The organism is Variovorax sp. 01N429, assembly GCF_056399425.1.
The window spans coordinates 317,777-341,009 of record NZ_JBFTRG010000002.1; the positions used below are offsets into that span (position 1 = coordinate 317,777).

Below are 23,233 nucleotides of genomic sequence, written 5' to 3' on the forward strand. Positions count from 1 at the left end.
AAGCCGACATGAACAGATATCTTTCTTACGCCGTCTTCCTTGTGGGCCTGGCCGCCGTGTGCTGGGTGGGTGCCGGGTACATCGGAACCAATCCCTTGGCCCTGGCGATCACCTTGCTGGTCGGCGCGTTCTACCTCATGGGCGCGCTCGAATTGCGCCGCTTTCATCAAGCAACAGCCACGCTGACGCATGCCGTGACCGACATGCCGCAAGCGCCGACCGACCTCGGCGAGTGGCTCGGCACGCTGCACCCCTCCCTGCGCAATGCGGTACGGCTGCGCATCGAAGGCGAGCGCGTCGGCTTGCCCGGCCCTGCGCTGACCCCCTACCTCGCAGGCCTGCTCGTCCTGCTGGGCATGCTGGGTACCTTTCTCGGGATGGTGGTGACGCTCAACGGCACCGGCTCGGCCCTGGAAAGCGCGACGGACCTCGAAGCCATCCGCTCTTCGCTCGCCGCGCCCGTCAAGGGCCTGGGGCTGGCGTTCGGCACTTCAGTCGCCGGCGTGGCCGCGTCCGCAATGCTGGGCCTTCTTTCGGCGCTCTGCCGGCGTGATCGCCTTCAGGCCGCGCAAATTCTCGACACCCGCATCGCGACCACGCTGCGTGCGTTCTCGCTGGCGCATCAACGCGAAGAGTCGTTCAAGCTCTTGCAGCAGCAGAGCCATGCGATGCCGGCACTCGTCGATCGGCTGCAGCTCATGATGGCGACGATGGAAAGGCAAAGCCAGGCCCTGAACGAGCGCCTCATCTCAGGGCAGGACGATTTCCATGGCAAGGCAGAGCTTGCGTATGCAGGCTTGGCGTCGTCGGTGGGCCGCTCTCTGGAGCAGAGCCTGACCGAAAGCGCTCGCGTGGCCGGAGCGACGTTTCAACCTGTCGTCGAAGCGGCCATGGCGGGCATCGCGCGTGAAGCGGCTTCGTTGCACGCGACCATCGAGCAAAGCGTCCAGCGTCAGCTCGACGGGCTGTCGAGCCGCTTCGAAACCAGCACGACCACTGTCGCCGACATCTGGAAATCGGCGCTCGTCGAGCATCAGCGAGCGAGCGAGGCCCAATCGAAGGATCTGCGCATCTCGCTCGATCAGTTCGCCGAGACTTTCGAGCAGCGCTCGGCGTCGCTGGTCGAAGGTGTCTCCGCCCGCCTCGAAGCCGCGGTCGACGGCGTCTCCAACAACTGGCGAAGCGCTCTCGAACAACACGAGCGCGTCAGCCAGGATGTGTCGAGCGAGACGCGGCGCGCGCTGACCACGGCGGCGGCCACCTTCGAGCAGCATTCGGCTTCACTCCTGCAAACCGTCGCGCAGGCGCACACGGCTTTGCAGACGGAAGTGGCGTCGCACGACCAGCAACGGCTGTCCGCCTGGAGCGATGCACTCGAAGCCATTGCCGTGTCGCTGAAGGAAGAGTGGCAGCAAGCGGGCGCGCGCACCGAACGCCAGCAACAAGATATCTCCAAGACGCTGGCCGACACCGCCATCGGCATCTCCGCTCAGACCGAAGCCCACGCGAAAAACACCATCGCCGAAATCGCCCAGCTCATGCAAGCCGCTTCGGAAGCGCCTCGCGCCGCAGCGGAGGTGATCGCCGAATTGCGCCAGAAGCTGTCGGACAGCATGGCCCGTGACAACGCGATGCTGGACGAACGCAGCCGCATCCTCGAAACGCTGGAGACGCTGCTCGGCGCCGTGAACCACGCTTCCACCGAACAGCGCGCGGCCATCGACGCGCTGGTCGGCGCATCAGCCGATCTGCTGGAACGCGTCGGCACCCGCTTCACCGACAAGATCGAAGCCGAGACCGACAAGATGACCGGCGTCGCCGCGCAGATCACCGGCAGCGCCGTCGAAGTGGCGAGCCTGGGGGAGGCGTTCGGGCTCGCGGTGCAACTGTTCAGCCAGTCGAACGACAAGCTGGTGGCGCATCTGCAGCGCATCGAAGGCGCCCTCGGCAAGTCGATTGCGCGCAGTGACGAACAGCTCGACTACTACGTGGCGCAAGCGCGCGAAGTCATCGACCTGAGCATCATGTCGCAGAAGCAGATCGTCGAGGACCTGCAGCAGATCGCGAGCAGCCGCTCGGCCGTGGGCAGCGAAGCGTGATGGTGGACGATCTCGACGCCGGCGCGGAGCCGACGGTGCCCGTGTGGGCCGTCTTCGGCGACCTGATGTCGGGGTTGCTGGGCGCCTTCGTGTTGATCCTCGTCTGCGCGATCGGCATGCAGCTTGAATTCACGTCCAGGCTGCAAGCCGAACTCAAGCAGAAGCAGGTGGAAGCGCAACGGCTGCAGGCGCTCGAAAAGGCCCTGGCCGGCCCCTTGGCGGCAGGCCGGGTCACGCTGAACAACGGGCGCATCGGCATCAGCGGCAGCGTGCTGTTTGCGGTCAACTCCGCCGAATTGCAGCCGGAGGGACGGCAACTGTTGAAGACCCTCACGGGGCCGCTCGCCGCCTATCTACAGTCTCGCGAAGAAATCCTGATGGTGAGCGGCTTCACGGACGATCGTCAGGTACGGGGCGGCAACCGCCAGTTCGCGGACAACTGGGAGCTCTCGGCGCAACGGGCGCTCACCGTGACGCGCGCATTGATCGAGGAAGGCATTCCATCGTCCTCCGTCTTTGCCGCGGCGTTTGGTTCCGAGCAGGCAGTGGCCTCGAATTCCGACCCCGAGGGGCGCTCGAAAAATCGCCGCGTGGAGATGGCGCCGACGCCCAAGCGGACCAACGCAAGCCTTAGCGCGAAGGCACCGTGAGCGATCCCATCGCGATGATCGATACATGGCGGCAGCGAGGCGACGATCGCCTCGACCCCGTGCGCTTCCGGCTCATCGAAGCGATGGTCAAGCGCTCGGCGGCGCACGAAGGTGATGCTCGGCAAATCCTTGACGACAAGATTGCGAAACTGCTGGCAGCGTACGGCGACGACGTCGAAAAGGCGCGAGCTCCTGCAGAGGGCACCTCATCACCGAAAGACAGGAGCCCACCCTCTCGCGGACCGCTTGCGGCTTTGGTCGAGCACATCGCACGGCATGCGGCATCGCAAGGCGAAGGTGACGCCCAAACGCTGCACGGTATTCCTGCTTCCTCCGAACTGAAGACCCTCAGCTACTTCAGGAGCACCTGGTCGAAGCTGAGCGCCGATCGGCGACTCACGCAATCACTGGCAAAGGTGCCGGAAAACGCCGGACCCCTCAACTCGCATCACCTGGTGCATCGATCGCTCACCCTGATGCGCGATCTGTCGCCGGAGTACCTGAACCGCTTCATGGCGTACGTCGACACCTTGTCATGGCTCGACCAGGCGAATGCGATGGGCGCGGAAGCCCCGCCGAAGAAAAGCGCTCGGTCGCGATCGGGCTGACTACTGCACCCGGATCCAGCCCACCGGGCAGTCCTGAAGGGTCGGGTAGTAGCCGGGAGGGTTCTGGCAATACCAGAGAGCGGGGACACCGCTCACGAAAACCACGGGTGGCGGGCCGAAGAACACCGGTCCGCCAACGATCACTGCGCCCCGGAACGGATAGCCGCGGTGAACGAAGCCTTGATGAACGAAACCGGGATGAACAAAACCAGGACGAACGAAGCCCGGGCGGGCAAAGCCTGGGCGCGCAAAACCCGGATGAGCGAAACCAGGGTGACCCGAAAAGCCGGGGCGCACGACGACAGCGCGTTGTCCGCCAAAGTTGCCACCGGCGAAGCCCCCCGGCGCAGCACGAGCCGGCGCCCAGCCCCGGCCGCCGCCGTGGAATCCACCGCCTGCTTGCATGCCGTTGAAGGCAAGACTCGTCGTGACGCCAGCCATGGCGATGATCATCAAGGCCTGTGCGAGACGCTTCATGGCGAACCTCCGCCGAAAGTCCATGTTCGACTTCGGCTGACGCCTGCGAGTTTCAGGATTTCACGTCAGAGGTTCTGGACAAAAGCAACCATTCGTTGACGCTGCTCCGCAGTGGGGAGCCGCCCGCGCATGGCTCCCAGGTTGTCAGCCATGTGCGCCGGATCGGAAGTGCCCGGAATCACTGCCGTGACGCGCTCGTCGCCAAGCAGGTATTTGAGAAAGAACTGCGCCCAACTGCCCGCGAACTCTGCCGCCCAGTCGGGGACCGGCTTGCCGCGAACTGCCCGGAACAGCCGCGCGCGGCCGAATGGCAGCGCGGTCAGCACGCCAGCTTGCACCTCCGCCGCCAGCGGCAGGATGCGCGCTTCGGCTTCGCGGTCGTCGAGCGAATAGCCGATCTGCACGAAGTCCGGCTTTTCGCGCCGCAGCACCGCTTCGATGGCCGCAAAGTCGCGGTGTGAAGTCGATGTGATGCCGATGTAGCGGCAAACGCCCTGCGCCCTCCACGCCTTGAACCGGGCGAGCGACTGGCGCGGATCGCGGACGTTGTGCAACTGAAGCAGATCGATCTTTCGCGTCGCGAGGCGCTTCTGCGAGCGTTCGAGCTCCGCCGCATCCGGTTCTTCGAGCTTGGTCGCGACGAATATCTTGTCGCGCCAGCTGCCGGACGACATGACTTGCCCCAGCACCTGCTCGGCATCTCCGTAGACAGAAGACGTATCGACGAGCCTTCCGCCAGCGTCGAGCAAAGTCCGAACGACCTGCGTTGCGGCGTCGCGCGTGCGGGCGTCGTCGCTGTCGAACACTCTTGCGGTGCCGAGGCCTACCGCCGGGAGCCGTTCGCCCGTGCTCGGAATAGCCCTCTCGATGATTGAGCCCTGCTTGTCCTGGGCAAGTGCGACCTGCGGCAGCAGAGCCGCCGCCGCAAGCGCCGAAAAACCTCGCCGTGTCAGTCCTGTCGTCATTGCAGATCCCCTTGCGCGCGGATGCCCTGCAAGGATGCGCGCCGCTCCTGCGTGCGCCCCAGCGCCGTCGACAGGAGCAGCCACGCGAGCACCACCGGTACCGCGCACAACGCGATGGCGCCGATCTTGAGTCCGATCGCCTGCAAGCTGTCGAAGACCCAGCCGTAGAGCGCGTCGGACCCTCGATAGATCACCACATCGATCATGTTCTTCGCCTTGTATTTTTCCTCCCGGCCGACCACCGTGAAGAACACCTGGCGCGCCGGGTTGGCGATGGCGAAATTCATCCACCGCTGGGCGACCTGGAAGACGATCACCACCATCAGGCCCGGTATCCAGGCCAATACGAGAAAGCCGACGACGTACACCGCCGGCAATGCGGCCGCAGCAATGCCAGTGCCGAATCGTTGCATGAACCGGCCCGTGGCAAAGACCTGCGTCGCCAGCGTCAGGAGTCCGACGATCAGGTCGATGCTGGCGAAGATCCGTGTTTGGGCGCCCGCCCCGTGTACGGCCGCCGAGACCACGTTGGCCTGTACGAAATACAGGATGGTCGCTCCGAAAGACAGCAGGCTGACCCAGGCGCCGACCCCGAGCAGATACGGCGACCGCACCAGCCCCGAGAGCGCGGCGAAGGCGCTTCCGCCCACGCGATGATCTTCACGCCGGGCGGCTTGCGTCGAACCCGCACTGCGCTCCAGCCGGTACGCACAGAACACCGCAACTTCGATGAAGACGATGGCCGCAATCAACAGGTTGTGCGGGCCGAGCGGTACCGACAGCAGGATGGTGATCACCGGCCCCAGCAACCCCCCGGCAGTGCCCCCAGCGCCGATGAAGCCGAAGAGCCGCTTGCCCTGCTCGCTGGTGAACAGGTCCGCCATGAACGACCAGAACACCGCCACCGCGAAAAGATTGAAGACGCTGACCCACACGAAGAACACGCGCGCCACGATCACCGGTGCGATGCCAAGCTCCAGCAGCAGCCAGAAAACCGCCAGGTTGAGTACGAAGAAGTGATAGACGATCGGGATGAAGCGCGCCCGCGGCAGCCGGGCCACCAAGGCGCCATAGAGCGGCTGCGCGGCCAGTAGCGTCACGAAGGTCGCGGTGAAGAGCCATGGCAGCGCGCGCGTGCCACCGGCGATGCCCATCTGGTCGCGCAACGGCCGCAACACGTAATAGCCGGCCAGCAGTGCGAAGAAATAGCCGAAGGACCAGAGCGCCGCCGCCAGTTCCTGCGGGGTCGCAGGAACCGCCCGCCGCAGCCAGCGCTGGAGCGGCGTCATGGCGCCAGCGACAGCTTCTGCTTGAGTTCGGCCGCCGTGACCGACTGGCCGTAGCCGGGGCCGCCGCGCTGGAACTTCCGGGCGTCGGCCAGCTTGCCGACCACGACCGGATCGAAGCCCGCATCGCGCACCAGTCCGGCGGCAATCTTCACTGCCTCGGGATCGTCGCCCGCAATCGGGACCGCCAGCTTCGGATCAGGGCGATGGGCTTCGCGCGCGAAGATCATGTAGGACATGGTGTTGAACGCACGCACCAGGCGAGCGCCCGACAGGTACTTTTGCGACACCACACCAATGCCTTCCTGCTCCACCTCGTCAGCCACGGTGCCGTCGCGCGACGACACGGCGTTGCAGGCGTCGAGCATGACCTTGCCCTTGAGCGCAGCGCCGTAGTCCTTGCCGATTTGCGGCAGCGCACCATAGGGCACCGCGATGAAGAGCACGTCCCCGAAGGCGATCGCCTGCTCGACCGTGCCCGCGCTGGCGCGCGAACCGAGCTCCCCGACGAGGCCCTTGAGTTCCTCCGGATGGCGCGAGGAGAACATCACCGGATGGCCTGCCTTGACCCAGAGCCCGCCGATCGTTCCGCCGATGTGCCCCGAGCCGATGACACCAATGCGCAGGCCGGCCGCGGCCTGCGCCGACGCGGCATGCGGTTTCAACGCCGCGAGAGCGACCCATGCGCCGCCGGCGCCCAGCAGCGAGCGGCGGGTGCGATCGAGGGAGTGATGCCTGACCATCGAAGCCTCCTGCGTTGACGAACCGGGCTGGCTCGCGACCCATCATCTTCCGCCGGAACGCAAACTTTTGCATCAAAATGCCGGTCTCCGCCGATCCTCTCCCATGGCCGACATACTTTCCCGTCCGCTGCTGAGCCCCGAGCACATCGCGCTGATCGACAAGGGCATATCAGCCAACGTCGCGTCGCGCAACGCCGCACTTCGCCCCAGCGTGATGCGCGCGGTCGGCGCCAGCATTTCCCAGGACGGGACCGAAATTACCGTGTTCGTGTCGCGCAGTCATGCGCGGCAGCTTCTGCAGGACATCGCGGCAACCGGCGAAGTCGCCGTTGTCTTCAGCGAGCCGGTGAGTCACCGGACCGTGCAGGTGAAGGCAAGCAAGGCTGAACTCCGCGCCGCAGAGGAACGCGATTTGCCGGTGCTTCGGCGCTATGGGCAATCCATGGAACACGAGCTGAGCCTGGTCGGCTGCGACCTGCCCTTCGTGCATACGCTTCTGGCGTTCAAGCTCGACGAGCTGGTGGCGGTGCAGTTCAGCCCCGATGCAGCCTTCGACCAGACGCCCGGCCCGAAGGCTGGTACCGCACTGCCCGGGACCGCCACGCCATGAACGCGGTGAATCCTTCACCGTCGCTGCATGCGATCCGATCGTGCTTCGAAGGGGCGATCCCGGCCATCATGTCGACGTGCGCGGAGGACGGCACACCCAATGTCGCGTACATCTCGCAGGTCTATTACGTGGACGAGCGACATGTCGCGCTGTCTTTTCAATTCTTCAACAAGACGAGGCAGAACATCCTCGCGAACCCGTACGCGAGCGTACTGCTGATCGACCCTGCAACTGCCAGATACCACCGGCTGCACCTGCATTACCTGCGAACCGAAACCAGCGGTCCGCTGTTCGAGCGCATGAAGGCACAACTCGCGGGCATCGCGTCGCATTCGGGCATGGCGGGCGTCTTCCAGTTGCGCGGGTCCGACGTGTACGAAGTCGAAGCCATCGAAAGCCTTGAAGGCGAACGTGTGGCGGCCTCGCCGCCGAGGCCCGGACTTCTGGCCGGAGTTCGCCGGGCGGCCGAGCGGCTCGCCGCCTGCAGCGCCACCGATGACTTGCTGCAGACCGCACTGGCGGCGCTGAACGATCACCTGGACGTGCGCCACGCCATGGTGCTCATGCTGGACGCTGCAACCCAGCGCCTCTACACCGTGGCGAGTTGCGGCTACGCGACTTCCGGCGTCGGCTCGGAAATCGAGGTCGGTCATGGTGTGATCGGGGTGGCCGCGCGCGAGCGCACGCCGGTTCGCATCAGCCACGTGACCCATGCGGCCAGCTACAGCCATGCTGTGCGCAGCAGCATGCGCGAAATCGAGCCGGGCATCGTGCTTGACACGGAGATTCCGTTTCCGGGCCTGGCCGAGCCGCACAGCCAGCTTGCTGTTCCGATCGTCTCGGGCGGGCGGCTGCTGGGGGCGTTGTTCGTCGAAAGCCCGCTGGACATGCGCTTCGGCTTCGACGACGAAGACGCGTTGGTCGCCATCGCCTGCCATCTCGGCGCGGCACTGGAACTCTTGCGCGCCGCGGACGAGCCGGCCGCTGCCTCGGAAGAGCCCGTGCCCGCCCCTTCGCCTTCCGCCAGCGGCGCGCCCACGCCCGTGCGCCACTACCTGGCCAACAACAGCGTCTTCATCGGCGACAGCTATCTCATCAAGGGCGTGGCGGGCGCCATCCTCGGCAAGCTGCTGCGCGAATATGCGCAGCAGGGCCGCACCGACTTCACCAATCGCGAGCTCCGCCTCGATCCCGCCATCAAGCTGCCTGATCTTTCCGACAACCTCGAAGCGCGGTTGGTCCTGCTTCAACGCCGGCTTGCGGAAAACAGCCCTCACCTGCGGATCGAGAAAACCGGCCGCGGCCGCTTCAGCCTGCGGATCGAGCGGCCGGTTGCGCTCACGGAGATCGCCGGCTGACATTCAGGCCGGCAAGCCGAGGCCGGCGCCGAGCTTGGCCCACTCGCGCTCGGTAAGGTGCGGGCGCACCACGTCGAGCACTGCGGCAAAGGCGGGTGCCGGCGCGTGCGCGCGCATGTCGCTCAGCATCACGACGCGCTCGCGAGGGTTCATGTAGGGGACCATCCAGCGCACGATGAACATCATCTCTTCGGGCGGAATGGAGGCGACGAGCGCGCCGTGGATCTGCTCGAGTTCGGCGTCCGTGTAGCGCGCCCAGAGCACAGCGTTGTGCGCTGTTTCTTCCACGTGCATGTGCTCGAAGTTGTGCGCGATGAAAACCGACAGCGCGCGATACAGCGCAAGCGTGCCTTCGGCGCGGCGGGCCGGGTCGCACTGCAGCAGTGCGGTGGTCTGCCGAGCCAGTGCGTGGATGGCTTGAACGTGTTCTTCGTGCTCGTGCGCGATCTGAGCGCTGGAGCCGGCCGCGCGGGCTTCGAGAGCGGCATGCACGAAATCGTTCTCGTGCTGCAGATGCGAACGGCAGATCTCCAGCAGTTGCAGGAGGCGCTGTGTGGTTTGCGCAAGCTCCAGATCATCGTCGCAGTCCATGCGGCCGAGTGCAAGGAGGTTGTCGGCCATCAGCGCACGCAATGCCTTGTGGATGCCGACGTAGAGATCGACGCGGGGTTCCGAGACCGCCGCGACCTGGCGCATTTCGCGCGGATCGATGTTCATGAGAGTCCTTCATTCCGGTTCAGCGGAGGCGCCCCATGCGCCCTCCTGCTGGGAAAGAAGTCTAGGAATCCAAGCCTTGGCGCGCCGCTAAGAAATGCTTAAGCAATCCTTCAGCAAACCTTAAATTGCGATGTATGCCAAGGTGGGGTACGGTCGCATGCATGCGAGAGAATGAGCGCCGTGCATGTGCATGTGCCTTGACGACGGGAGCAACCCAGCGTGTCAGATCGATCACCTTCAGCCGCTCGCAGCGGCCGCCGCGCAGTGCGAGCGGACGATGCGCCTCCCGCCGCGGAGGGCGGACCCACCCGCCGGCGCCTGCGGCGCGAGCGCACCGATCTCCTGGAGACGCGCATCCTCGATGCGGCCATCGAGGAATTCGCCGAGCATGGCTTCGCGGGCGCGCGCATCGAGCGTGTCAGCGCCGCCGCAGGCACGGTCGACCGCATGCTGTACTACTACTACGGCAACAAGGAGCGGCTCTACCAGGCGGTGCTCGCCAAGATCTACGAAGGCATGATCGGCGCGCAACGCGAGTTCGTCTCCCCCGAAGACCCTGTGGAAGGGATTCGCCAACTGGTTCTTCACTCGTGGGACCACTACCTTTCACACCCGAACCTGGTGCGTCTGCTGATGAACGAAAACCTGCTGCGGGGCAAGCACATCCGCCAGTGGCTGCAGGTCGAACGGGTCACCCTCCCTCTCGTCGAAACGGTGCAGACCCTGCTCGAGAGTGGACAAGCCAAAGGTGTGTTTCGCCGCGACGTGTCATCCGAACACGTGCTGATGACGATCATGTCGCTCGGCTTTTTCTATCTGTCGAACCAGTACACCTGTTCGGCGTGGCTCGGCGCGGACTTGATGAGCCGCCCGCGCCGCACCGCTTGGCGAACGCACATCTGCGACGTGGTGCTCACCATGCTGACGCCTCAGCCCGCACTCGCGACATTGGCGCCTGCCGACGGCGCCTCACCAGAGCCCAGGAAGACCGCGAAGCCGAAGAAGAAGCCGGCGTCGAACGCAAAGTAGTCAGGCGTCCGACTGCGCCCAGTCTTCCCGAACAAAACGCGCGATCGCGGCGTTCTGGCCGATCAACGAGAAGCGCGCGTTGTGTGCGTAGTCGGGCAGGTTGATCATCTCGGTCGTGATCCAGCGCAGCGGCGATTCTTCATGGCTGCGGTGGTAGGCCAATACCTTGCGCACGACCTCCTTGGTGCAGTCGAGTTGTCTCTCGTCCCATGGCGAATGCCATTCGCCTTCGGCCGGCGCGGTGAAAGGATAGAGAATGCCGCGCCCGGGCTCGCCACTTCGATAAGGAAAGATCGAGTGATCGGGCACCGCCGCCACCATGTCGGCAGAATCACTGATCGACCATCGGTTGCGCGGCCCGTTCGGCGCCACGCTGCGCACCTGGAGCCAACGCACGATGCCCATCTCGAGCCACTGGTCGACGAAGTTGCCGGGTTGAAATGGGTCGAGCACTGCATGTCCGGCAGCGACATCGTCGGTCAATCCGCAGATCGCCAATTCCTCAGCATTTCCCATCTTGAAAATGGCGTGGCTGTAGTCGAGCGTGAAGTTGAACGGAATGCCGCGGTCCTTCACCGCACGTGCAACCGGCGCGACCCGCCGCGGGTCTTCGCTCCACATGTTGACGTGAAACTCGAAAGCCGGTTCGATCCCCAGCCTCATGCCTTCGTCGTAGGCTCGCAGATAGAACTCGACCACCCGAGCGTTGTCGATCGGACGGCCGTTCGCATCGTGCCAATACAGCATGATGTTGTGCGTGCTTGCGCCCACCGCCGCCGCAAGCCGAAGCTTTTCCGCCAGCAGCGGCTCGTCGCGCTCCAACGCATAGAACCAACTGGCGGTATGAGCCGGCAGGCGATAGCGCTCGGCGCAGCGCAGATACTCGTCGATCTGCCCTGGCATTGGGAGCCGATCGAAAAAGTCGAAAGCGCCAGCCTCCCGCACGAGCCTGAACTGCTCTTCGACCGATGCCTCCATGAGCGAAACAGGCGCGTCCATCGATGACGCCTGCGCGCCCCGACCATTGCAGCCGATCGGTGGAAGCACTGCGCTCATGAGGGATTGCGCAGCTTTTTGATCTGTTCGTCGGACGGCTGCAGCTTGGCGCCATCGAAGTAAGTGCCCGAAGGCATCACGCCCTTGCCGTCCTTGACCGCCGTGCGCCCCACGTAGATGCCCAATGTCGACTGGTTGTCCTGCGGCCGGAACACGACCGGCCCGAAAGGCGATGTGAACTGCAGTCCCTTGAAAGCCGCGACGAGCTTCTCGGTATCCGTCGAGCCCGCCTTCTGAACGCCGGCTGCGATGGCCTTCACTGTCGCATAGCCGACGATCGAATTCAGACGCGGATAGTCGTTGTACTTCTTCTGGTAGGCCGCAAGAAAGGCCTTGTGCTCGGGTGTATCGATGTTGGCGTAGGGGTAGCCCGTCACGATCCAGTTGTCCGGCGCGTCGCCCTTGAGTGGATCGAGGTACTCGGGCTCGCCCGTGAGGAGGCTCACCACTTCGACCCCGTCGAAGAGGCCCCGCGTCTTGCCTTCTCTGGCCAGCTTCGTGAGATCACTGCCGAACAGCACGTTGAAGATCGCGTCTGGCTTTGAATCCGCGAGAGCCTGCACAACCGCGCCGGCGTCCACCTTGCCGAGCGGCGGCGCCTGCTCCGCGACGAACTCGATGTCAGGCTGCGCCTTCTTCATGTTCTCCTTGAACGCCGCTACTGCCGCCTGGCCGTACTCATAGTTGGGGTAGACCAGCGCCCAGCGCTTCTTGTGCAGCTTCACTGCCTCGCCGATCACCGAGGTAGCGAGCGCGTAGGTGCCGGAGCGCAGGCGATACGTGTAGCGGTTGCCGTTGTCCCAGACGACCTTGTCGCTCAGCGGCCCTGACGCCAGGAAGAAGACCTTCTTCTGCTTGGCGAAGTCGGTCAACGCGAGCCCGACGTGGGACAAGGTCACGCCGGCGAGGATGTCCACGTTCTCCCGCGCGAGGAGTTCTTCGGCTACGCGAACCGCATCGCCCGGGTTGGCGTTGTCGTCCCGGAACACTGTCTCAAGCTTCTTGCCGAGCACGCCGCCGGCCGCGTTGATCTCGTCCTGCGCCAGCTGCCAGCCCTGCTTGTAGGGCACCAGATTCTGCGGCAGCGCCTTGTAGCTGTTGATCTCGCCGATCTTGATCGTCCCTTGGGCGCCGGCCTGCGCACCGACGATGCAGATACTGGCAGCCACGACGCGTGCTGCGGCGGAAATGACGGATTTCATCGCGGGATCCTTTCGGGGGGGAATTCAGGACATGAAGCAGGACGTAAAGCAGAACGCTGCGCGGCTCAACGGTCTCCGGCAGCCATTTCCTCGACGATGCGCCGCATCTTGATGGACGATCCGTCCAGGCCGAGTTGGATGCGGTGCCACTGGCGCGGCTTGTCTTCGTTGCGCTGGATGGCTTCCAGCACGTGCTTGTCTTCATTGAAGGCGAGCCGCAGGTTGCTGCGCAGGCGCTCGTCGATGACGGGGTCCGAGGGTGAGTTCTTCAAGCAGAGCCAATGCTGCACACAAGTGCGTTGATCGACGGGCGTGATGAAGTGGCACGCGAACATCTGGATGCAGTCCTCGCGTTTGCCCTCGGGTGCACCGGTGCCGGTCTTCGCGGAGCCGAAGTCGATGACGGCGATGCTCGGCGCGTGATAGTGGTAGTAGTGCCAGCGGTCGACGTTCCCGCCGAAATCCTTCAGGCCTTCGAACAGTGGGATCAGCGGACCATCGATCACCCAGCGCCAGGTCACGACCTTGTTGCCCTGGCGCTCGTGCTGTACCCGCGTTTCCTCGCGGCCGGCGCTCGCCAAAGTGGTCTGATGCACATAGACGACGTGCGTCGGGTCGCACAGGTTGTCGGCCAGGCTCAGGTAGTTGGCCTGTACCAGCAGCGCATCGCCTTCAACCACGCTGTAGTGGGGGTCGTCGTACTCCGGCAGATGAAAGACCTGGCTGCGGTCGGCGCGCTCCGGGTCTCCCATCCACACCCAGACCATGCCCATGCTCTCCGCAGTCGGATAGCTGCGCACGTGAAAGCTGGGCGGTATGCGTGCCATCCCCGGCGCGGCGACGCACTGACCGGCGCAGTCGAAAGTGAGCCCGTGGTAGGCGCATTCGATGGCATTGCCGCGCAGCCGGCCGATCGACAGCGGTGCGAGCCGGTGCGGGCACGCGTCGTCCAGCGCGGCGACGATGCCGTCCTCGGTGCGATAGACGGCGAGATCCTCCTCGAGAACCCGACGCGCGACGATGTCGCGTCCGACGTCGCGAGACCATGCAAGGGGGTACCAGGCGTTGTAGGCGTAGGCGGTCATGTACTGTCCTCGAAATTTCTTCGGCAGGTCGCTGGACGGCAGTGATGTGCAGAAACCATGCCAGCGATAAGTAAGTCACTTCTACATTTTCATGGAGAGACTACTTAATTTCGGTGCATCGAGATACCGGGTTTGCACCGGGTTCGCACCAGACCGGGGCCGTGCACCGCCGGAGTTGCCGCCAAGCCGCTAGGCAATTGCGTCTAGACGTATCTGCGCACCTTGCCGGCCGGCTCGCGGCGAACTAATCTGATCATTGCGGGGCGGGCGTCTCCCGCCCAAGGAAGTTCGCCATGTATGAACGCATCCTCGTTGCCACCGACGGCTCCGATCTGTCGGAATTGGCCGTCCACGGCGCCATCGAGCTGGCCGTCCTCACGGGCGCGCAACTCACCGTCGTCAAGGTGGTTCACCACTACCCGGCCAGCTATTTCGAAGGCTCGCTCCTTCTGAGTCAGCCAGAAGTCTCCCGGCTGCGAGACGAGGCCGATGCCGAGGCGCAGCGCGTGGTCGACGCGGTCAAGCTCAAGGCCGAGGCGCGGGGCGTCAAGAGCGCGCGAGCCGTCGTGATGCAGTCGGAGCTGGTGTCCGAAGCCATCATCGAGTGCGCCCGCGTTCACGACTGCAATCTGATCGTGATGGCCTCGCACGGCCGGCGTGGAATCACGCGGGTGCTGATGGGCAGCGAAACGCTGCATGTGTTGACGCATTCGCACACGCCGGTGCTGATCCTGCGGCCCTAGCGTGGAGTCTGCGCGTCGCGCTGGCGATCTTCGCGCTTGATCGCAAGATAAGTGGCGAGGTCGATTTCGTGAAGTTGGGTCGGGTACTGCTCGACCGATTGGAACCAGCTGTTCAGGCGCTTTTGCTCGCGCTCCGGCCCGGGCACCGAAAGGCCGTCGAGGTAGGCATCAAGGGTGAAGAAATAGCGCATCGCGTTCCGCTCCACCAGCCCGCGCAGCCCCCGGATGTACTCGGGCGTGCCATCCGCTGTCTTGCCGACGACCGTGAATCCGACCTTGTTGCTGCCGAAGGTGGCGAGATAGGCCTGTGTGGCGAGCTTCGCCATCATGTTGTGGTCGTAGGCATACGCAAAGTGCAGGAAGGTCTGGTGCTCGCCGAGGGGAATGGCTTCGAGCAGGACGCGGTAGTGGCTGGTGCCCATGGGCCCTGACTCTGCGGAAAGGTCGACCAACAGATAGTCTCGCGAGTCGTGCACGACCCGATGCATGAATGACAGTTCGAAGGCCTGGTCGATGGGCTTGTCGTAGCTCGGCACAACGCTCAGCGTGACTGTCTCGCCGCCCGGCGTGCGAGCCGCTCGGCAGCGACGATTGTTGATGTGCAGCACCAGCATGTCGCACCACTGTGAAGACCGCTCCAGCGCGCGACGAACATCGTCGATGGAGTCATCGATGACGCCGTAGACGTCGCCTTGAAGGCCGCCGTCGGTTTCCTTCGAATCGAGGACGATCGGGCGTTTCAAGGGGCTGTTGGCCAGCTGGTCGCCGAGCCTGCGATGAAGTTCGCGCATGGCCTCTGCCGACCCCGCATCGAGCGCAGCGTGCGCGCCCATCGAGATGACACTGAGAAAGAGCCAAAGTCCGATGCGGAGAAGAATCGCTGCCGGCAGTTTGTTCATGGGCAACACCCTACAACAACCGCCGCGCCTTCGCCCCTCGATGCGCTTCTATCGCCCCTTGCGAATCGGCTTGCCGGCGGAAGGCTTCGGGCGCCCTGCCCCGGTATCGCGCGGCGGCAGCCCTGTGTGCTGCGTGAGGATGCGGCCCTTGGCAGGCTTCACTGGCGTCAATGCGACCGGCGTCGAGTTCTTGCGGCGCGCGCTCTGGTAGGTGCCGTCGGTCAGTGGCTGCCATGTCGGGATCAGGTGATGCTTGCCGTTGCCGATCAGGTCGGCGCGGCCCATGGCTTTCAAGGCTTCGCGCAGCAGCGGCCAGTTGTTGGCATCGTGATAGCGCAAGAACGCCTTGTGCAGGCGGCGGCGCTTGTCGCCGCGCACGATGTCGACCGTCTCGCTCTCGCGAGTGATCTTGCGCAGCGGATTCCTGTTGGTGTGATACATGGCCGTCGCGGTCGCCATGGGCGACGGATAGAAGGTCTGCACCTGGTCGGCACGGAAGCCGTTCTTCTTGAGCCAGACCGCGAGGTTCATCATGTCCTCGTCGCTTGTGCCCGGGTGCGCGGCAATGAAGTACGGGATCAGGTACTGCTTCTTGCCCGCCTCAGCGCTGAACTTCTCGAACATCTGCTTGAACTTGTCATAGCTGCCGATGCCGGGCTTCATCATCTTCGTGAGCGGACCTTGTTCGGTGTGCTCGGGCGCGATCTTGAGATAGCCGCCGACGTGATGTTGCACCAGTTCCTTGACGTATTCGGGCGACTGCACGGCCAAGTCATAGCGCAGGCCGGAGCCGATCAGGATCTTCTTGATGCCCCTGAGCGCACGCGCGCGGCGATAGATCTTGATCAGCGGATCGTGGTTGGTGTTCAGGTTCTGGCAGATGCCTGGGTATACGCAGCTCGGCTTGCGACAGGCCGCCTCGATCTCGGGCGACTTGCAGCCGATGCGGTACATGTTGGCCGTCGGGCCGCCGAGGTCGGAAATGGTGCCCGTGAAGCCCTTCACGCTGTCGCGGATCGCCTCGACTTCCTTGATGATCGAATCTTCCGAGCGGCTCTGGATGATGCGGCCTTCGTGCTCGGTGATCGAGCAGAAGGTGCAGCCGCCAAAGCAGCCACGCATGATGTTGACGCTGAAGCGGATCATTTCCCAGGCAGGGATCTTGGTCGCGCCGTCGTGGCTTCCATGCTCGTCGGCATAGCGCGGATGCGGACTGCGCGCGTAGGGCAGATCGAATACATGGTCCATCTCGGCCGTCGTCAGCGGGATCGGCGGCGGGTTGATCCACACGTCGCGTGCGGTGGTGCCTTCACCGTGAGCCTGCACCAGCGCGCGTGCGTTGCCGGGGTTGGTTTCAAGGTGCAGCACGCGGTTGGCATGGGCGTAGAGCACCGGATCGGCGCGTACCTGCTCGTACGAGGGCAACCTGATCACCGATCGGTCGCGCGGCGGAACCTTGACACGCGAGCGGCTCTGCAACGCGGGATTGGGGACGAAAGTCAGCGGCTTGATGGCCGGATTGACGGCCGTGTTGACCGAAACCGCCGCTTCGGCAGCCGCTGCCACGGCTTCGGCCTCGTCTTCCCTGGCACAGGTCGCGCCGTTGGCTTTGGCCTGTTCGGACACCATCAAGTAGGGATTGACGTGCGCCTCGACGCGGCCCGGCTCGTCGACGCTGGTCGAGTCGATCTCGAACCAACCTTCGGGCGTTTCGCGGCGGACGTAGGCGGTGCCGCGCACGTCGGTGATCTGGTGCACCGGCTCGCGCGCGGCGAGGCGATGGGCGATCTCGACGATGGCGCGCTCGGCATTGCCGTAGAGCAGCAGGTTGCACTTGGCGTCCACCACGATCGAGCGGCGAACCTTGTCCTGCCAGTAGTCGTAATGCGCGATGCGGCGCAGCGACCCTTCGATGCCGCCGAGAACGATCGGCACGTCGCTCCAGGCTTCCTTGCAGCGCTGCGAATAGACGATGGCCGCGCGGTCGGGCCGCTTGCCGCCCACGTCGCCAGGCGTGTAGGCGTCGTCGCTGCGGATTTTGCGATCGGCCGTGTAGCGATTGATCATCGAATCCATGTTGCCGGCCGTGACGCCGAAGAACAGGTTCGGCTTGCCGAGCACCTTGAAGGGATCCGCGCTTTGCCAGTCGGGCTGCGCAATGATGCCCACACGGAAGCCCTGAGCCTCCAGCATGCGGCCGATCACGGCCATGCCGAAGCTGGGATGGTCGACATAGGCGTCGCCGGTGACCACGATGATGTCGCAGCTGTCCCAGCCGAGGGCGTCCATTTCGGCGCGCGAAGTCGGCAGAAACTTGGCCGTGCCGAATCGTGCCGCCCAATATTTGCGGTAGCTGGTCAGCGGCTTGGCGGCGCGCGTGAAAAAGGAGACGTCGACGGGGGCATTCATCAGGGTATGGGCGGCGATGGGTGGCAATGCCGCCTTGGAGGCCTACGGGCCGGGTGGGCCCGTTGTGGGCAACCCGCGATTTTAGGGTTTCCGAGTAGGTTTGTCGCCTCAAAGGCAATGCGAACTGTCTGGTTCGAGCGAGGCATTTGATTGCTTTGGTCAAGTACTTTGATGACAATGGCAAGCATGTCGACCGAAACAATCTCTCCCGCATCGGCTCCCGCTTCGACTTCCTCCCTCGGTCACGAGGCAGCGGCGGTGAAGGCAATCCGCCAATTCAATCGCTTCTACACGCGTCGCATCGGCGTGCTCGACCCGTATCTGGACAGCGATCTTTCGTTGACCGACGTGCGCGTTCTCTACGAGTTGGCGCATCGCCAAACGCCTGTGGCCAGCGAAATTGGAAAAGACCTGCATTTGGATGGCGGCTATCTCAGCCGCATCCTGCGCCGCTTCGAGGCACGGGGCTGGCTCACGCGCGAGCCCCACGCGCGGGATGCTCGGCAAAGCCTTCTGCGGCTGACCGAGGCGGGCTACCGGGCGTTCGCGCCGCTGCAGCAGAAGTCCCGCGACGAAGCTGCCGCCCTGCTCGCACCGCTGGCCGCATCGGAGCGGCACAAGCTGATCGACGCGATGAGCACGGTCCAGGCGCTGCTCGATCCCGGCGCCGAGCCTCGTCCGCAACGCACGGTCGTGCTGCGCGACCCCGGTCCTGGCGACATCGGCTGGGTCGTCCAGCAGCACGGGGAAATCTACGCGCGCGAATACGGATGGAACAGCGATTTCGAAGCCCTCGTCGCCGAGATTGCCGGCCAGTTCCTGCGCAAGTTCCAGCCAGGCTGGGAACGCTGCTGGATCGCCGAACTGGACGGCGAGCGGGTGGGCGCCGTCTTTCTCGTTCGCAAATCGGCCGCGACCGCGCAGCTTCGCATGCTGATCCTGAGCCCCAAGGCGCGGGGCATGGGCCTTGGAGCCCGCCTGACGGACGAATGCATTGCCTTCGCGCGCAACAAGGGCTACAAGAAGATGGTTCTCTGGACCAACAGTTGCCTGACCGCCGCGCGCCGCATCTACGCAGCGCGCGGCTTCAAGCTCGTCAAGTCGGAGCCTTACGAAGGTTTCGGCCAGAAGCTTGTGGGCGAAACCTGGGAGCTCAAGCTGACTACTGCATGAACCAGCCGTGGCTCACGACCAGCGACTGGCCAGTGAGCGCGTTGGTTGGAAAAGCCGCAAACATCAGCGCGACGCGGGCGACGTCGTCGGTGGTGGTGAACTCGCCGTCCACCGTGTCCTTGAGCATCACGTTCTTCACGACCTGCTCTTCGGTGATGCCCAGCGTCTTTGCCTGCTCGGGGATCTGCTTTTCGACCAGCGGCGTGCGCACGAAACCCGGGCAGATCACATTGGCACGCACGCCATGCTTGGCGCCTTCCTTGGCCACGGTCTTTGCCAGCCCGATGAGGCCGTGCTTGGCGGTGACGTAGGGCGCCTTGAGCAGCGACGCCTCCTTCGAATGCACCGAACCCATGTAGATCACGCTGCCGCCACGGCCCTGCGCGTACATGTGCTTGAGGCAAGCCTTGGTGGTGAGAAAGGCGCCGTCGAGATGGATCGCCAGCATCTTCTTCCAGTCCGCGAAAGTGAATTCCTCCACCGGGTGGACGATCTGGATGCCCGCGTTGCTGATCAGGATGTCGATGCCGCCGAAAGCCTTCGCGGCCTCTTCGACGGACGCGTTGACCTGGTCTTCATTGGTGACGTCGACGCCAACGCCGATGGCTTGCGCGCCGGTCGCCTTGAGTTCGGCGGCGGTCGCGTCGGCGGCTTCCTTGTTGAGGTCGGCAATGACGATCTTTGCGCCTTCCTGGGCGAACACGATGGCGATTTCCTTGCCGATACCGCTGGCAGAACCAGTGATGAAAGCGACCTTGTCCTTGAGCTGCATGAAGTTTCCTTTGCTTGAAGGGGGATGAGTGAGAGGAGAGTGCAATCTGCGTGCCGCGACTTAAGGCAAACCTGATGGCGCGGCTATTGGCCAGCGGGAATCGTCGGCAGCTTCATCGGGCGGCGGACACGCCGAGCATTGGGGTCGGTCAGGTCGAAGGTGGTGACGCCATTGGTCTGAGACGCGCTCTGCAGCCATTCGGGGTGATCGAGCGTGTTGCGGATGTCGCGAAGACCGGCCTCCCAGTGCTCGTCGACTGACGCGCGCGAAAACTCGTAGTCCTTCGATTCGAGTTCATAGGGCTTGTCGCGGTAGATCAGGTGCACGATCTCGATGGGCTTGTGCGAGAGCTGGGCGCTGACCGAGGCCACGCTCGGGTCGTTGCGCAGCGCCGGCGGCAGCTTCTTGATCAGGTCCGCGATGGCCTGCTGCAGGTTCAAGTTCGACGCCAGCGCGTCGGTGTTCATGCGGGTGCGGCTCGAATAGGTGATGTCCTTCTGTCGCTCCAGCGTTTCGGCGATGGTGCCCGGCATGGCGCCGCGTGAGCAGAACAAGTCCACTTGCAGCACCAGCAGCGGCTCGCTGCGCGGATGGGTGTCCAGCACGTATTGCAGGGGCGTGTTGGAGACGATGCCGCCGTCCCAGTAGTCTTCGCCGTCGATGTGCACCGGCGCAAAGCCCGGAGGCAGCGCGCCGCTGGCCATGATGTGCTCCGGCCCGATGCGCTGCACTGTGTTGTCGAAGTAGATCGAATTGCCGGTGCGCACATTCACCGCGCCGACACTGAAGCGCACGGAGGGATGATTGATGCGGTCGAAATCCACCAGCCGTTCCAGGGTGGCCTTCAGCGGTGCGGTGTCGTAGTAGCTCGGCACCGGTGCGGCCAGCCCCAGAAGCAGCGCGGGCGTGCGGCGCGGCTCGAAGAAGCCGGGCACTCCGCACAGTGCCGTGGTGGCCGCGCTCCACTGGTTGAACGCGGACCGGTCGAAACACCATGCAGGCACGCGCTGCGCAGGGCCCGAAGAGACCAGGTTCCAGAACTCGCGCAGGCGCTGCACCCGCATCTCCGGGGCGTTGCCGGCGATCAGCGCGGCATTGACGGCCCCGATCGATACGCCGGCAACCCAGTCGAGCGCCCGATGTCGTTCGAAGACGCCGGCATACACGCCGGCTTGATAGGCGCCCAGCGCACCGCCTCCCTGCAGCACCAGCGCCTTCTTGACGCTGGCGATGTCGACTCGGGGAACGGTGGTGTGGGCGGTTGAAAGCGTCGTTTTCCGGGGGTCTCGCATCGCGCCATTGGACACCATGCGAGTGACGGCCGCCGGCTACATCTTCGGCAGCATCTGTCCGCGGATCTCCCCGCCCGGGTTTGCCGCGGTGTGCACGTTGGCATACCACCTCCCCGCCATGAGATCGGCGGCCTGCGCCGGTGTCAGGGTCGCTTGTCCCTCGATGGGGCTGGCCGTCGACGAGAAAGGCAGCACCACGGGCGCATTGGTGCCCGACGCAGCCGGTCCATGGAAGTGCGCCGCGGTGGCCGGACCGCTCAAGCCGTCGTACGTGATCTTGTACTTGAGGACGTTCGTCTCTTTGTTCAGCGACGCTTCAGCCAAGCCGCTGCCGCGCGTCATGTTCGGCGGCACTTCGCTGGCCGCATTCATCGCGCCGCTGAAGCTGGCGGTGTTGGACTTGGACATCATTCCGCAGCCTGCAAGGGCCGCGGTCGCCACGCCGGCCACGAGGGCCATGCGCAAGTTGGTGCCATATCGGTTCATGGAATCTCCAGCAGTTCGTGAATTCCCCAGCATAGGCAGCCTCGAGGCCGCACGCTGTCGGCCACCAACCCGTTTTGCGGATGGCAGTGGCATCATTTCCACACATGAACACCCTGCCCTCCTCACGAGAAGTCGTCGATTTCTGGACGCAAGCGGGCCCTGAACGCTGGTTCGCCAAGGACGAGGCCTTCGATGCCCAATTCAAATCGCGCTTCGAAGCGGCGCACGATGCCGCGGCGACCGGCGCGCTAGACGCGTGGGCCGCCCACGCCGAGGGCGCACTGGCGTTGCTGGTGCTGCTCGACCAGTTCCCGCGAAACGCCTGGCGCGACAGCGCACGCACGTATGCGACCGACGCCAAGGCGCTGGCGGTCGCATCGGCCGCCGTCGACGCCGGACTGGACCGCCAGGTTGACCCGGCGCTCCGGCGCTTCTTCTATCTGCCGTTCATGCACGCCGAATCACTGGCCCAGCAGGAGCGATCGGTCGCCCTCAACGCCGAACTCGACGCCGATACACGGCGTTTTGCGGCGCATCATCGCGAGATCATCGCGCGCTTCGGGCGCTTTCCGCATCGCAATGCGGTCTTGAAGCGAGACACCACGCCTGAGGAACGCGAGTTCCTCGATGCGGGGGGCTTCAAGGGTTAGGCTTGAACGCGGCCGGCTGATCGGGACGCGTTGGTGAAGCCTGTGCACCCGGGCGAGGCGAGTGCTTCAACGATCCGTATTCATGGGCATACACCCAGGTGAACTCGACACCCAGCAAGAAGATTTGCGCCGAGTAGTAGACCCACACCAGCACCACCACCAGCGACCCGGCCGCGCCGTAGCCCGAGGCGATGCCGGTCTTGCCGATGTAAAGGCCGATCAAGTATTTGCCGACCGTGAACAGCACCGCCGTCACCGCGGCGCCGATCCACACGTCGCGCCATTGCACCCTCACGCGCGGCATGATCTTGAAGATCATCGCGAACCCGACGGTCACGATCACGAAGCCCAGTACCGAATTGACCTCCTGAGCGATCACGGCCCAGCCTCCAAAGAAGGGGGCCCACCATTCGCCGAGCGCCGCCAGCGCCGCATTGACGATCAAGGACACCATCAGCAGGAAGCCGATGCCCATGATCATGCTGAATGAGAGCAGCCTCGCGCGCAACAAATCGATGATGCCGTTGTTGGTCAGTCGCGCGGGCGCTCGCCAGATGCGGTCGAAGGCATCCTGAAGCTCGCCGAACACCGTCGTCGCGCCCACGACCAGCAGCGCCAGGCCGACCACGGTCGCGACGATGCCCTGTCTTGGCTTGTTGAGGGCTTCAAGCATTCCCTGCACGGCGCGCGCGCCGTCTGCGCCCATGAGGCCGGAGATCTGCTCGAAGATTTCGCCGCGTGCCTCGTCGCGCCCGAACACCAGGCCCACGACAGAGATCACGATCAGGATCAGCGGCGCCACGGAGAACACCGTGTAGTAGGCCAACGCCGCACCCATGCTCGGAGCGTAGTCGGCGCGCCACGAGGCGAAGGTTTGCTTGCAGAGATCCAAAAGCGCGCGGACGGCATTCATGCGCGGAGTTT

Annotated in this window: 23 protein-coding genes; 9 read left to right on the top strand and 14 right to left on the bottom strand. The window is 64.5% G+C overall.

From position 1 onward, the window contains the following. The first annotated feature begins 8 nt into the window (after positions 1-8). The 3 genes from AC1DSF_RS04735 to AC1DSF_RS04745 are packed head-to-tail and all read left to right on the top strand — an operon-like array spanning position 9 to position 3,357. Positions 9-2,099 carry a DUF802 domain-containing protein gene (locus AC1DSF_RS04735; RefSeq protein WP_478182412.1) on the top strand — a complete coding sequence of 697 codons (2,091 nt, stop codon included), beginning with the start codon at positions 9-11 and terminating at the stop codon, positions 2,097-2,099. Continuing rightward, the gene (locus tag AC1DSF_RS04740) at positions 2,099-2,749 is read left to right on the top strand and encodes an OmpA family protein (RefSeq protein WP_478123986.1); all 651 of its coding nucleotides are present in this window, start codon (positions 2,099-2,101) and stop codon (positions 2,747-2,749) included. Before AC1DSF_RS04735 ends, AC1DSF_RS04740 begins: the two co-directional genes overlap by 1 nt. 14 nt (positions 2,750-2,763) lie before the next feature. Then, entirely contained in the window at positions 2,764-3,357 is a 594-nt protein-coding gene (locus AC1DSF_RS04745) for a DUF2894 domain-containing protein (RefSeq protein ID WP_478182459.1), read from the top strand. Here AC1DSF_RS04745 and AC1DSF_RS04750 read toward each other — a convergent pair whose 3' ends face one another. The 4 genes from AC1DSF_RS04750 to AC1DSF_RS04765 all read right to left on the bottom strand — a co-directional run bounded on the left by AC1DSF_RS04750 (position 3,358) and on the right by AC1DSF_RS04765 (position 6,828). Then, positions 3,358-3,834 carry a hypothetical protein gene (locus AC1DSF_RS04750; RefSeq protein WP_478182413.1) on the bottom strand — a complete coding sequence of 159 codons (477 nt, stop codon included), beginning with the start codon at positions 3,832-3,834 and terminating at the stop codon, positions 3,358-3,360. Positions 3,835-3,899: 65 nt separating this feature from the next. Further along, complete coding sequence (locus AC1DSF_RS04755; RefSeq protein WP_478182414.1) at positions 3,900-4,799, bottom strand: aldo/keto reductase; 900 nt, start codon at positions 4,797-4,799, stop codon at positions 3,900-3,902. After that, positions 4,796-6,088 carry an NTP/NDP exchange transporter gene (locus AC1DSF_RS04760; RefSeq protein ID WP_478182415.1) on the bottom strand — a complete coding sequence of 431 codons (1,293 nt, stop codon included), beginning with the start codon at positions 6,086-6,088 and terminating at the stop codon, positions 4,796-4,798. Before AC1DSF_RS04760 ends, AC1DSF_RS04755 begins: the two co-directional genes overlap by 4 nt. Further along, positions 6,085-6,828 carry an NADPH-dependent F420 reductase gene (locus AC1DSF_RS04765; protein WP_478123713.1) on the bottom strand — a complete coding sequence of 248 codons (744 nt, stop codon included), beginning with the start codon at positions 6,826-6,828 and terminating at the stop codon, positions 6,085-6,087. Before AC1DSF_RS04765 ends, AC1DSF_RS04760 begins: the two co-directional genes overlap by 4 nt. A 103-nt stretch (positions 6,829-6,931) precedes the next feature. Between AC1DSF_RS04765 and AC1DSF_RS04770 the strand changes: the two genes are divergently transcribed. Together AC1DSF_RS04770 and AC1DSF_RS04775 are read left to right on the top strand one after the other, a co-directional pair. Further along, entirely contained in the window at positions 6,932-7,438 is a 507-nt protein-coding gene (locus tag AC1DSF_RS04770; protein WP_478123714.1) for a hypothetical protein, read from the top strand. After that, on the top strand, positions 7,435-8,796 hold the full coding sequence (locus tag AC1DSF_RS04775; RefSeq protein WP_478144456.1) for a GAF domain-containing protein: 1,362 nt from the start codon (positions 7,435-7,437) through the stop codon (positions 8,794-8,796). The genes AC1DSF_RS04770 and AC1DSF_RS04775 overlap by 4 nt, the downstream gene beginning before the upstream one ends. 3 nt (positions 8,797-8,799) lie before the next feature. Here AC1DSF_RS04775 and AC1DSF_RS04780 read toward each other — a convergent pair whose 3' ends face one another. After that, positions 8,800-9,513: a hemerythrin domain-containing protein gene (locus tag AC1DSF_RS04780; protein ID WP_478123716.1), complete on the bottom strand. Its 714-nt coding sequence runs from the start codon at positions 9,511-9,513 to the stop codon at positions 8,800-8,802. 219 nt (positions 9,514-9,732) lie between these two features. Here AC1DSF_RS04780 and AC1DSF_RS04785 point away from each other — a divergent pair, with 219 nt between their 5' ends. Continuing rightward, a complete protein-coding gene (locus AC1DSF_RS04785; protein WP_478182416.1) occupies positions 9,733-10,542 on the top strand; it encodes a TetR/AcrR family transcriptional regulator in 810 nt (269 codons plus the stop codon). On the opposite strand, the gene AC1DSF_RS04790 is transcribed toward AC1DSF_RS04785, so the two are convergent. From AC1DSF_RS04790 to AC1DSF_RS04800, 3 genes are all read right to left on the bottom strand, one after another. Beyond that, positions 10,543-11,598, bottom strand: coding sequence for a xylose isomerase (locus AC1DSF_RS04790; RefSeq protein WP_478182417.1), 1,056 nt, complete (start codon positions 11,596-11,598; stop codon positions 10,543-10,545). It lies immediately after the preceding gene. Further along, positions 11,595-12,800 (bottom strand): ABC transporter substrate-binding protein, encoded by a 1,206-nt coding sequence (locus tag AC1DSF_RS04795; RefSeq protein ID WP_478123719.1) that lies wholly within the window; start codon positions 12,798-12,800, stop codon positions 11,595-11,597. The genes AC1DSF_RS04790 and AC1DSF_RS04795 overlap by 4 nt, the downstream gene beginning before the upstream one ends. Positions 12,801-12,865: 65 nt before the next feature. Beyond that, positions 12,866-13,885, bottom strand: a complete 1,020-nt coding sequence (locus tag AC1DSF_RS04800) for an aromatic ring-hydroxylating dioxygenase subunit alpha (RefSeq protein ID WP_478123720.1) — start codon at positions 13,883-13,885, stop codon at positions 12,866-12,868. 293 nt (positions 13,886-14,178) lie between these two features. Here AC1DSF_RS04800 and AC1DSF_RS04805 point away from each other — a divergent pair, with 293 nt between their 5' ends. Then, positions 14,179-14,628, top strand: coding sequence for a universal stress protein (locus AC1DSF_RS04805; protein ID WP_478123721.1), 450 nt, complete (start codon positions 14,179-14,181; stop codon positions 14,626-14,628). On the opposite strand, the gene AC1DSF_RS04810 is transcribed toward AC1DSF_RS04805, so the two are convergent. Together AC1DSF_RS04810 and AC1DSF_RS04815 are read right to left on the bottom strand one after the other, a co-directional pair. Continuing rightward, complete coding sequence (locus AC1DSF_RS04810; RefSeq protein WP_478123722.1) at positions 14,625-15,527, bottom strand: hypothetical protein; 903 nt, start codon at positions 15,525-15,527, stop codon at positions 14,625-14,627. The two genes, AC1DSF_RS04805 and AC1DSF_RS04810, sit on opposite strands and share 4 nt — an antisense overlap. A gap of 48 nt (positions 15,528-15,575) precedes the next feature. Then, complete coding sequence (locus AC1DSF_RS04815) at positions 15,576-17,936, bottom strand: YgiQ family radical SAM protein (protein WP_478123723.1); 2,361 nt, start codon at positions 17,934-17,936, stop codon at positions 15,576-15,578. Between the two features lie 186 nt (positions 17,937-18,122). On the opposite strand from AC1DSF_RS04815, the gene AC1DSF_RS04820 reads away from it, so the two are divergent. Then, on the top strand, positions 18,123-19,109 hold the full coding sequence (locus AC1DSF_RS04820; RefSeq protein WP_478123724.1) for a bifunctional helix-turn-helix transcriptional regulator/GNAT family N-acetyltransferase: 987 nt from the start codon (positions 18,123-18,125) through the stop codon (positions 19,107-19,109). Here the strand turns inward: AC1DSF_RS04820 and AC1DSF_RS04825 are convergent. The 3 genes from AC1DSF_RS04825 to AC1DSF_RS04835 all read right to left on the bottom strand — a co-directional run bounded on the left by AC1DSF_RS04825 (position 19,099) and on the right by AC1DSF_RS04835 (position 21,659). Further along, the gene (locus AC1DSF_RS04825; RefSeq protein ID WP_478123725.1) at positions 19,099-19,881 is read right to left on the bottom strand and encodes a 3-hydroxybutyrate dehydrogenase; all 783 of its coding nucleotides are present in this window, start codon (positions 19,879-19,881) and stop codon (positions 19,099-19,101) included. The genes AC1DSF_RS04820 and AC1DSF_RS04825 overlap by 11 nt on opposite strands. A gap of 83 nt (positions 19,882-19,964) precedes the next feature. Next, positions 19,965-21,173, bottom strand: coding sequence for a patatin-like phospholipase family protein (locus AC1DSF_RS04830; protein ID WP_478123726.1), 1,209 nt, complete (start codon positions 21,171-21,173; stop codon positions 19,965-19,967). Between the two features lie 36 nt (positions 21,174-21,209). After that, positions 21,210-21,659, bottom strand: coding sequence for a CHRD domain-containing protein (locus tag AC1DSF_RS04835; RefSeq protein WP_478123727.1), 450 nt, complete (start codon positions 21,657-21,659; stop codon positions 21,210-21,212). 104 nt (positions 21,660-21,763) lie between these two features. On the opposite strand from AC1DSF_RS04835, the gene AC1DSF_RS04840 reads away from it, so the two are divergent. Further along, a complete protein-coding gene (locus AC1DSF_RS04840; RefSeq protein ID WP_478123728.1) occupies positions 21,764-22,309 on the top strand; it encodes a DUF924 family protein in 546 nt (181 codons plus the stop codon). On the opposite strand, the gene AC1DSF_RS04845 is transcribed toward AC1DSF_RS04840, so the two are convergent. After that, a complete protein-coding gene (locus AC1DSF_RS04845; RefSeq protein ID WP_478123729.1) occupies positions 22,299-23,222 on the bottom strand; it encodes a YihY/virulence factor BrkB family protein in 924 nt (307 codons plus the stop codon). The genes AC1DSF_RS04840 and AC1DSF_RS04845 overlap by 11 nt on opposite strands. Positions 23,223-23,233 lie beyond the last annotated feature (11 nt).

What these genes read in the sequence shown, in the direction of transcription:
- AC1DSF_RS04735 (WP_478182412.1), top strand. Translation starts at nt 9, where the DNA reads ATGAACAGATATCTTTCTTACGCCGTCTTCCTTGTGGGCCTGGCCGCC.
- AC1DSF_RS04740 (WP_478123986.1), top strand. Translation starts at nt 2,099, where the DNA reads ATGGTGGACGATCTCGACGCCGGCGCGGAGCCGACGGTGCCCGTGTGG.
- AC1DSF_RS04745 (WP_478182459.1), top strand. Translation starts at nt 2,764, where the DNA reads ATGATCGATACATGGCGGCAGCGAGGCGACGATCGCCTCGACCCCGTG.
- AC1DSF_RS04750 (WP_478182413.1), bottom strand. Translation starts at nt 3,834, where the DNA reads ATGAAGCGTCTCGCACAGGCCTTGATGATCATCGCCATGGCTGGCGTC.
- AC1DSF_RS04755 (WP_478182414.1), bottom strand. Translation starts at nt 4,799, where the DNA reads ATGACGACAGGACTGACACGGCGAGGTTTTTCGGCGCTTGCGGCGGCG.
- AC1DSF_RS04760 (WP_478182415.1), bottom strand. Translation starts at nt 6,088, where the DNA reads ATGACGCCGCTCCAGCGCTGGCTGCGGCGGGCGGTTCCTGCGACCCCG.
- AC1DSF_RS04765 (WP_478123713.1), bottom strand. Translation starts at nt 6,828, where the DNA reads ATGGTCAGGCATCACTCCCTCGATCGCACCCGCCGCTCGCTGCTGGGC.
- AC1DSF_RS04770 (WP_478123714.1), top strand. Translation starts at nt 6,932, where the DNA reads ATGGCCGACATACTTTCCCGTCCGCTGCTGAGCCCCGAGCACATCGCG.
- AC1DSF_RS04775 (WP_478144456.1), top strand. Translation starts at nt 7,435, where the DNA reads ATGAACGCGGTGAATCCTTCACCGTCGCTGCATGCGATCCGATCGTGC.
- AC1DSF_RS04780 (WP_478123716.1), bottom strand. Translation starts at nt 9,513, where the DNA reads ATGAACATCGATCCGCGCGAAATGCGCCAGGTCGCGGCGGTCTCGGAA.
- AC1DSF_RS04790 (WP_478182417.1), bottom strand. Translation starts at nt 11,598, where the DNA reads ATGAGCGCAGTGCTTCCACCGATCGGCTGCAATGGTCGGGGCGCGCAG.
- AC1DSF_RS04795 (WP_478123719.1), bottom strand. Translation starts at nt 12,800, where the DNA reads ATGAAATCCGTCATTTCCGCCGCAGCACGCGTCGTGGCTGCCAGTATC.
- AC1DSF_RS04800 (WP_478123720.1), bottom strand. Translation starts at nt 13,885, where the DNA reads ATGACCGCCTACGCCTACAACGCCTGGTACCCCCTTGCATGGTCTCGC.
- AC1DSF_RS04805 (WP_478123721.1), top strand. Translation starts at nt 14,179, where the DNA reads ATGTATGAACGCATCCTCGTTGCCACCGACGGCTCCGATCTGTCGGAA.
- AC1DSF_RS04810 (WP_478123722.1), bottom strand. Translation starts at nt 15,527, where the DNA reads ATGAACAAACTGCCGGCAGCGATTCTTCTCCGCATCGGACTTTGGCTC.
- AC1DSF_RS04815 (WP_478123723.1), bottom strand. Translation starts at nt 17,936, where the DNA reads ATGAATGCCCCCGTCGACGTCTCCTTTTTCACGCGCGCCGCCAAGCCG.
- AC1DSF_RS04820 (WP_478123724.1), top strand. Translation starts at nt 18,123, where the DNA reads ATGTCGACCGAAACAATCTCTCCCGCATCGGCTCCCGCTTCGACTTCC.
- AC1DSF_RS04825 (WP_478123725.1), bottom strand. Translation starts at nt 19,881, where the DNA reads ATGCAGCTCAAGGACAAGGTCGCTTTCATCACTGGTTCTGCCAGCGGT.
- AC1DSF_RS04830 (WP_478123726.1), bottom strand. Translation starts at nt 21,173, where the DNA reads ATGCGAGACCCCCGGAAAACGACGCTTTCAACCGCCCACACCACCGTT.
- AC1DSF_RS04835 (WP_478123727.1), bottom strand. Translation starts at nt 21,659, where the DNA reads ATGAACCGATATGGCACCAACTTGCGCATGGCCCTCGTGGCCGGCGTG.
- AC1DSF_RS04840 (WP_478123728.1), top strand. Translation starts at nt 21,764, where the DNA reads ATGAACACCCTGCCCTCCTCACGAGAAGTCGTCGATTTCTGGACGCAA.
- AC1DSF_RS04845 (WP_478123729.1), bottom strand. Translation starts at nt 23,222, where the DNA reads ATGAATGCCGTCCGCGCGCTTTTGGATCTCTGCAAGCAAACCTTCGCC.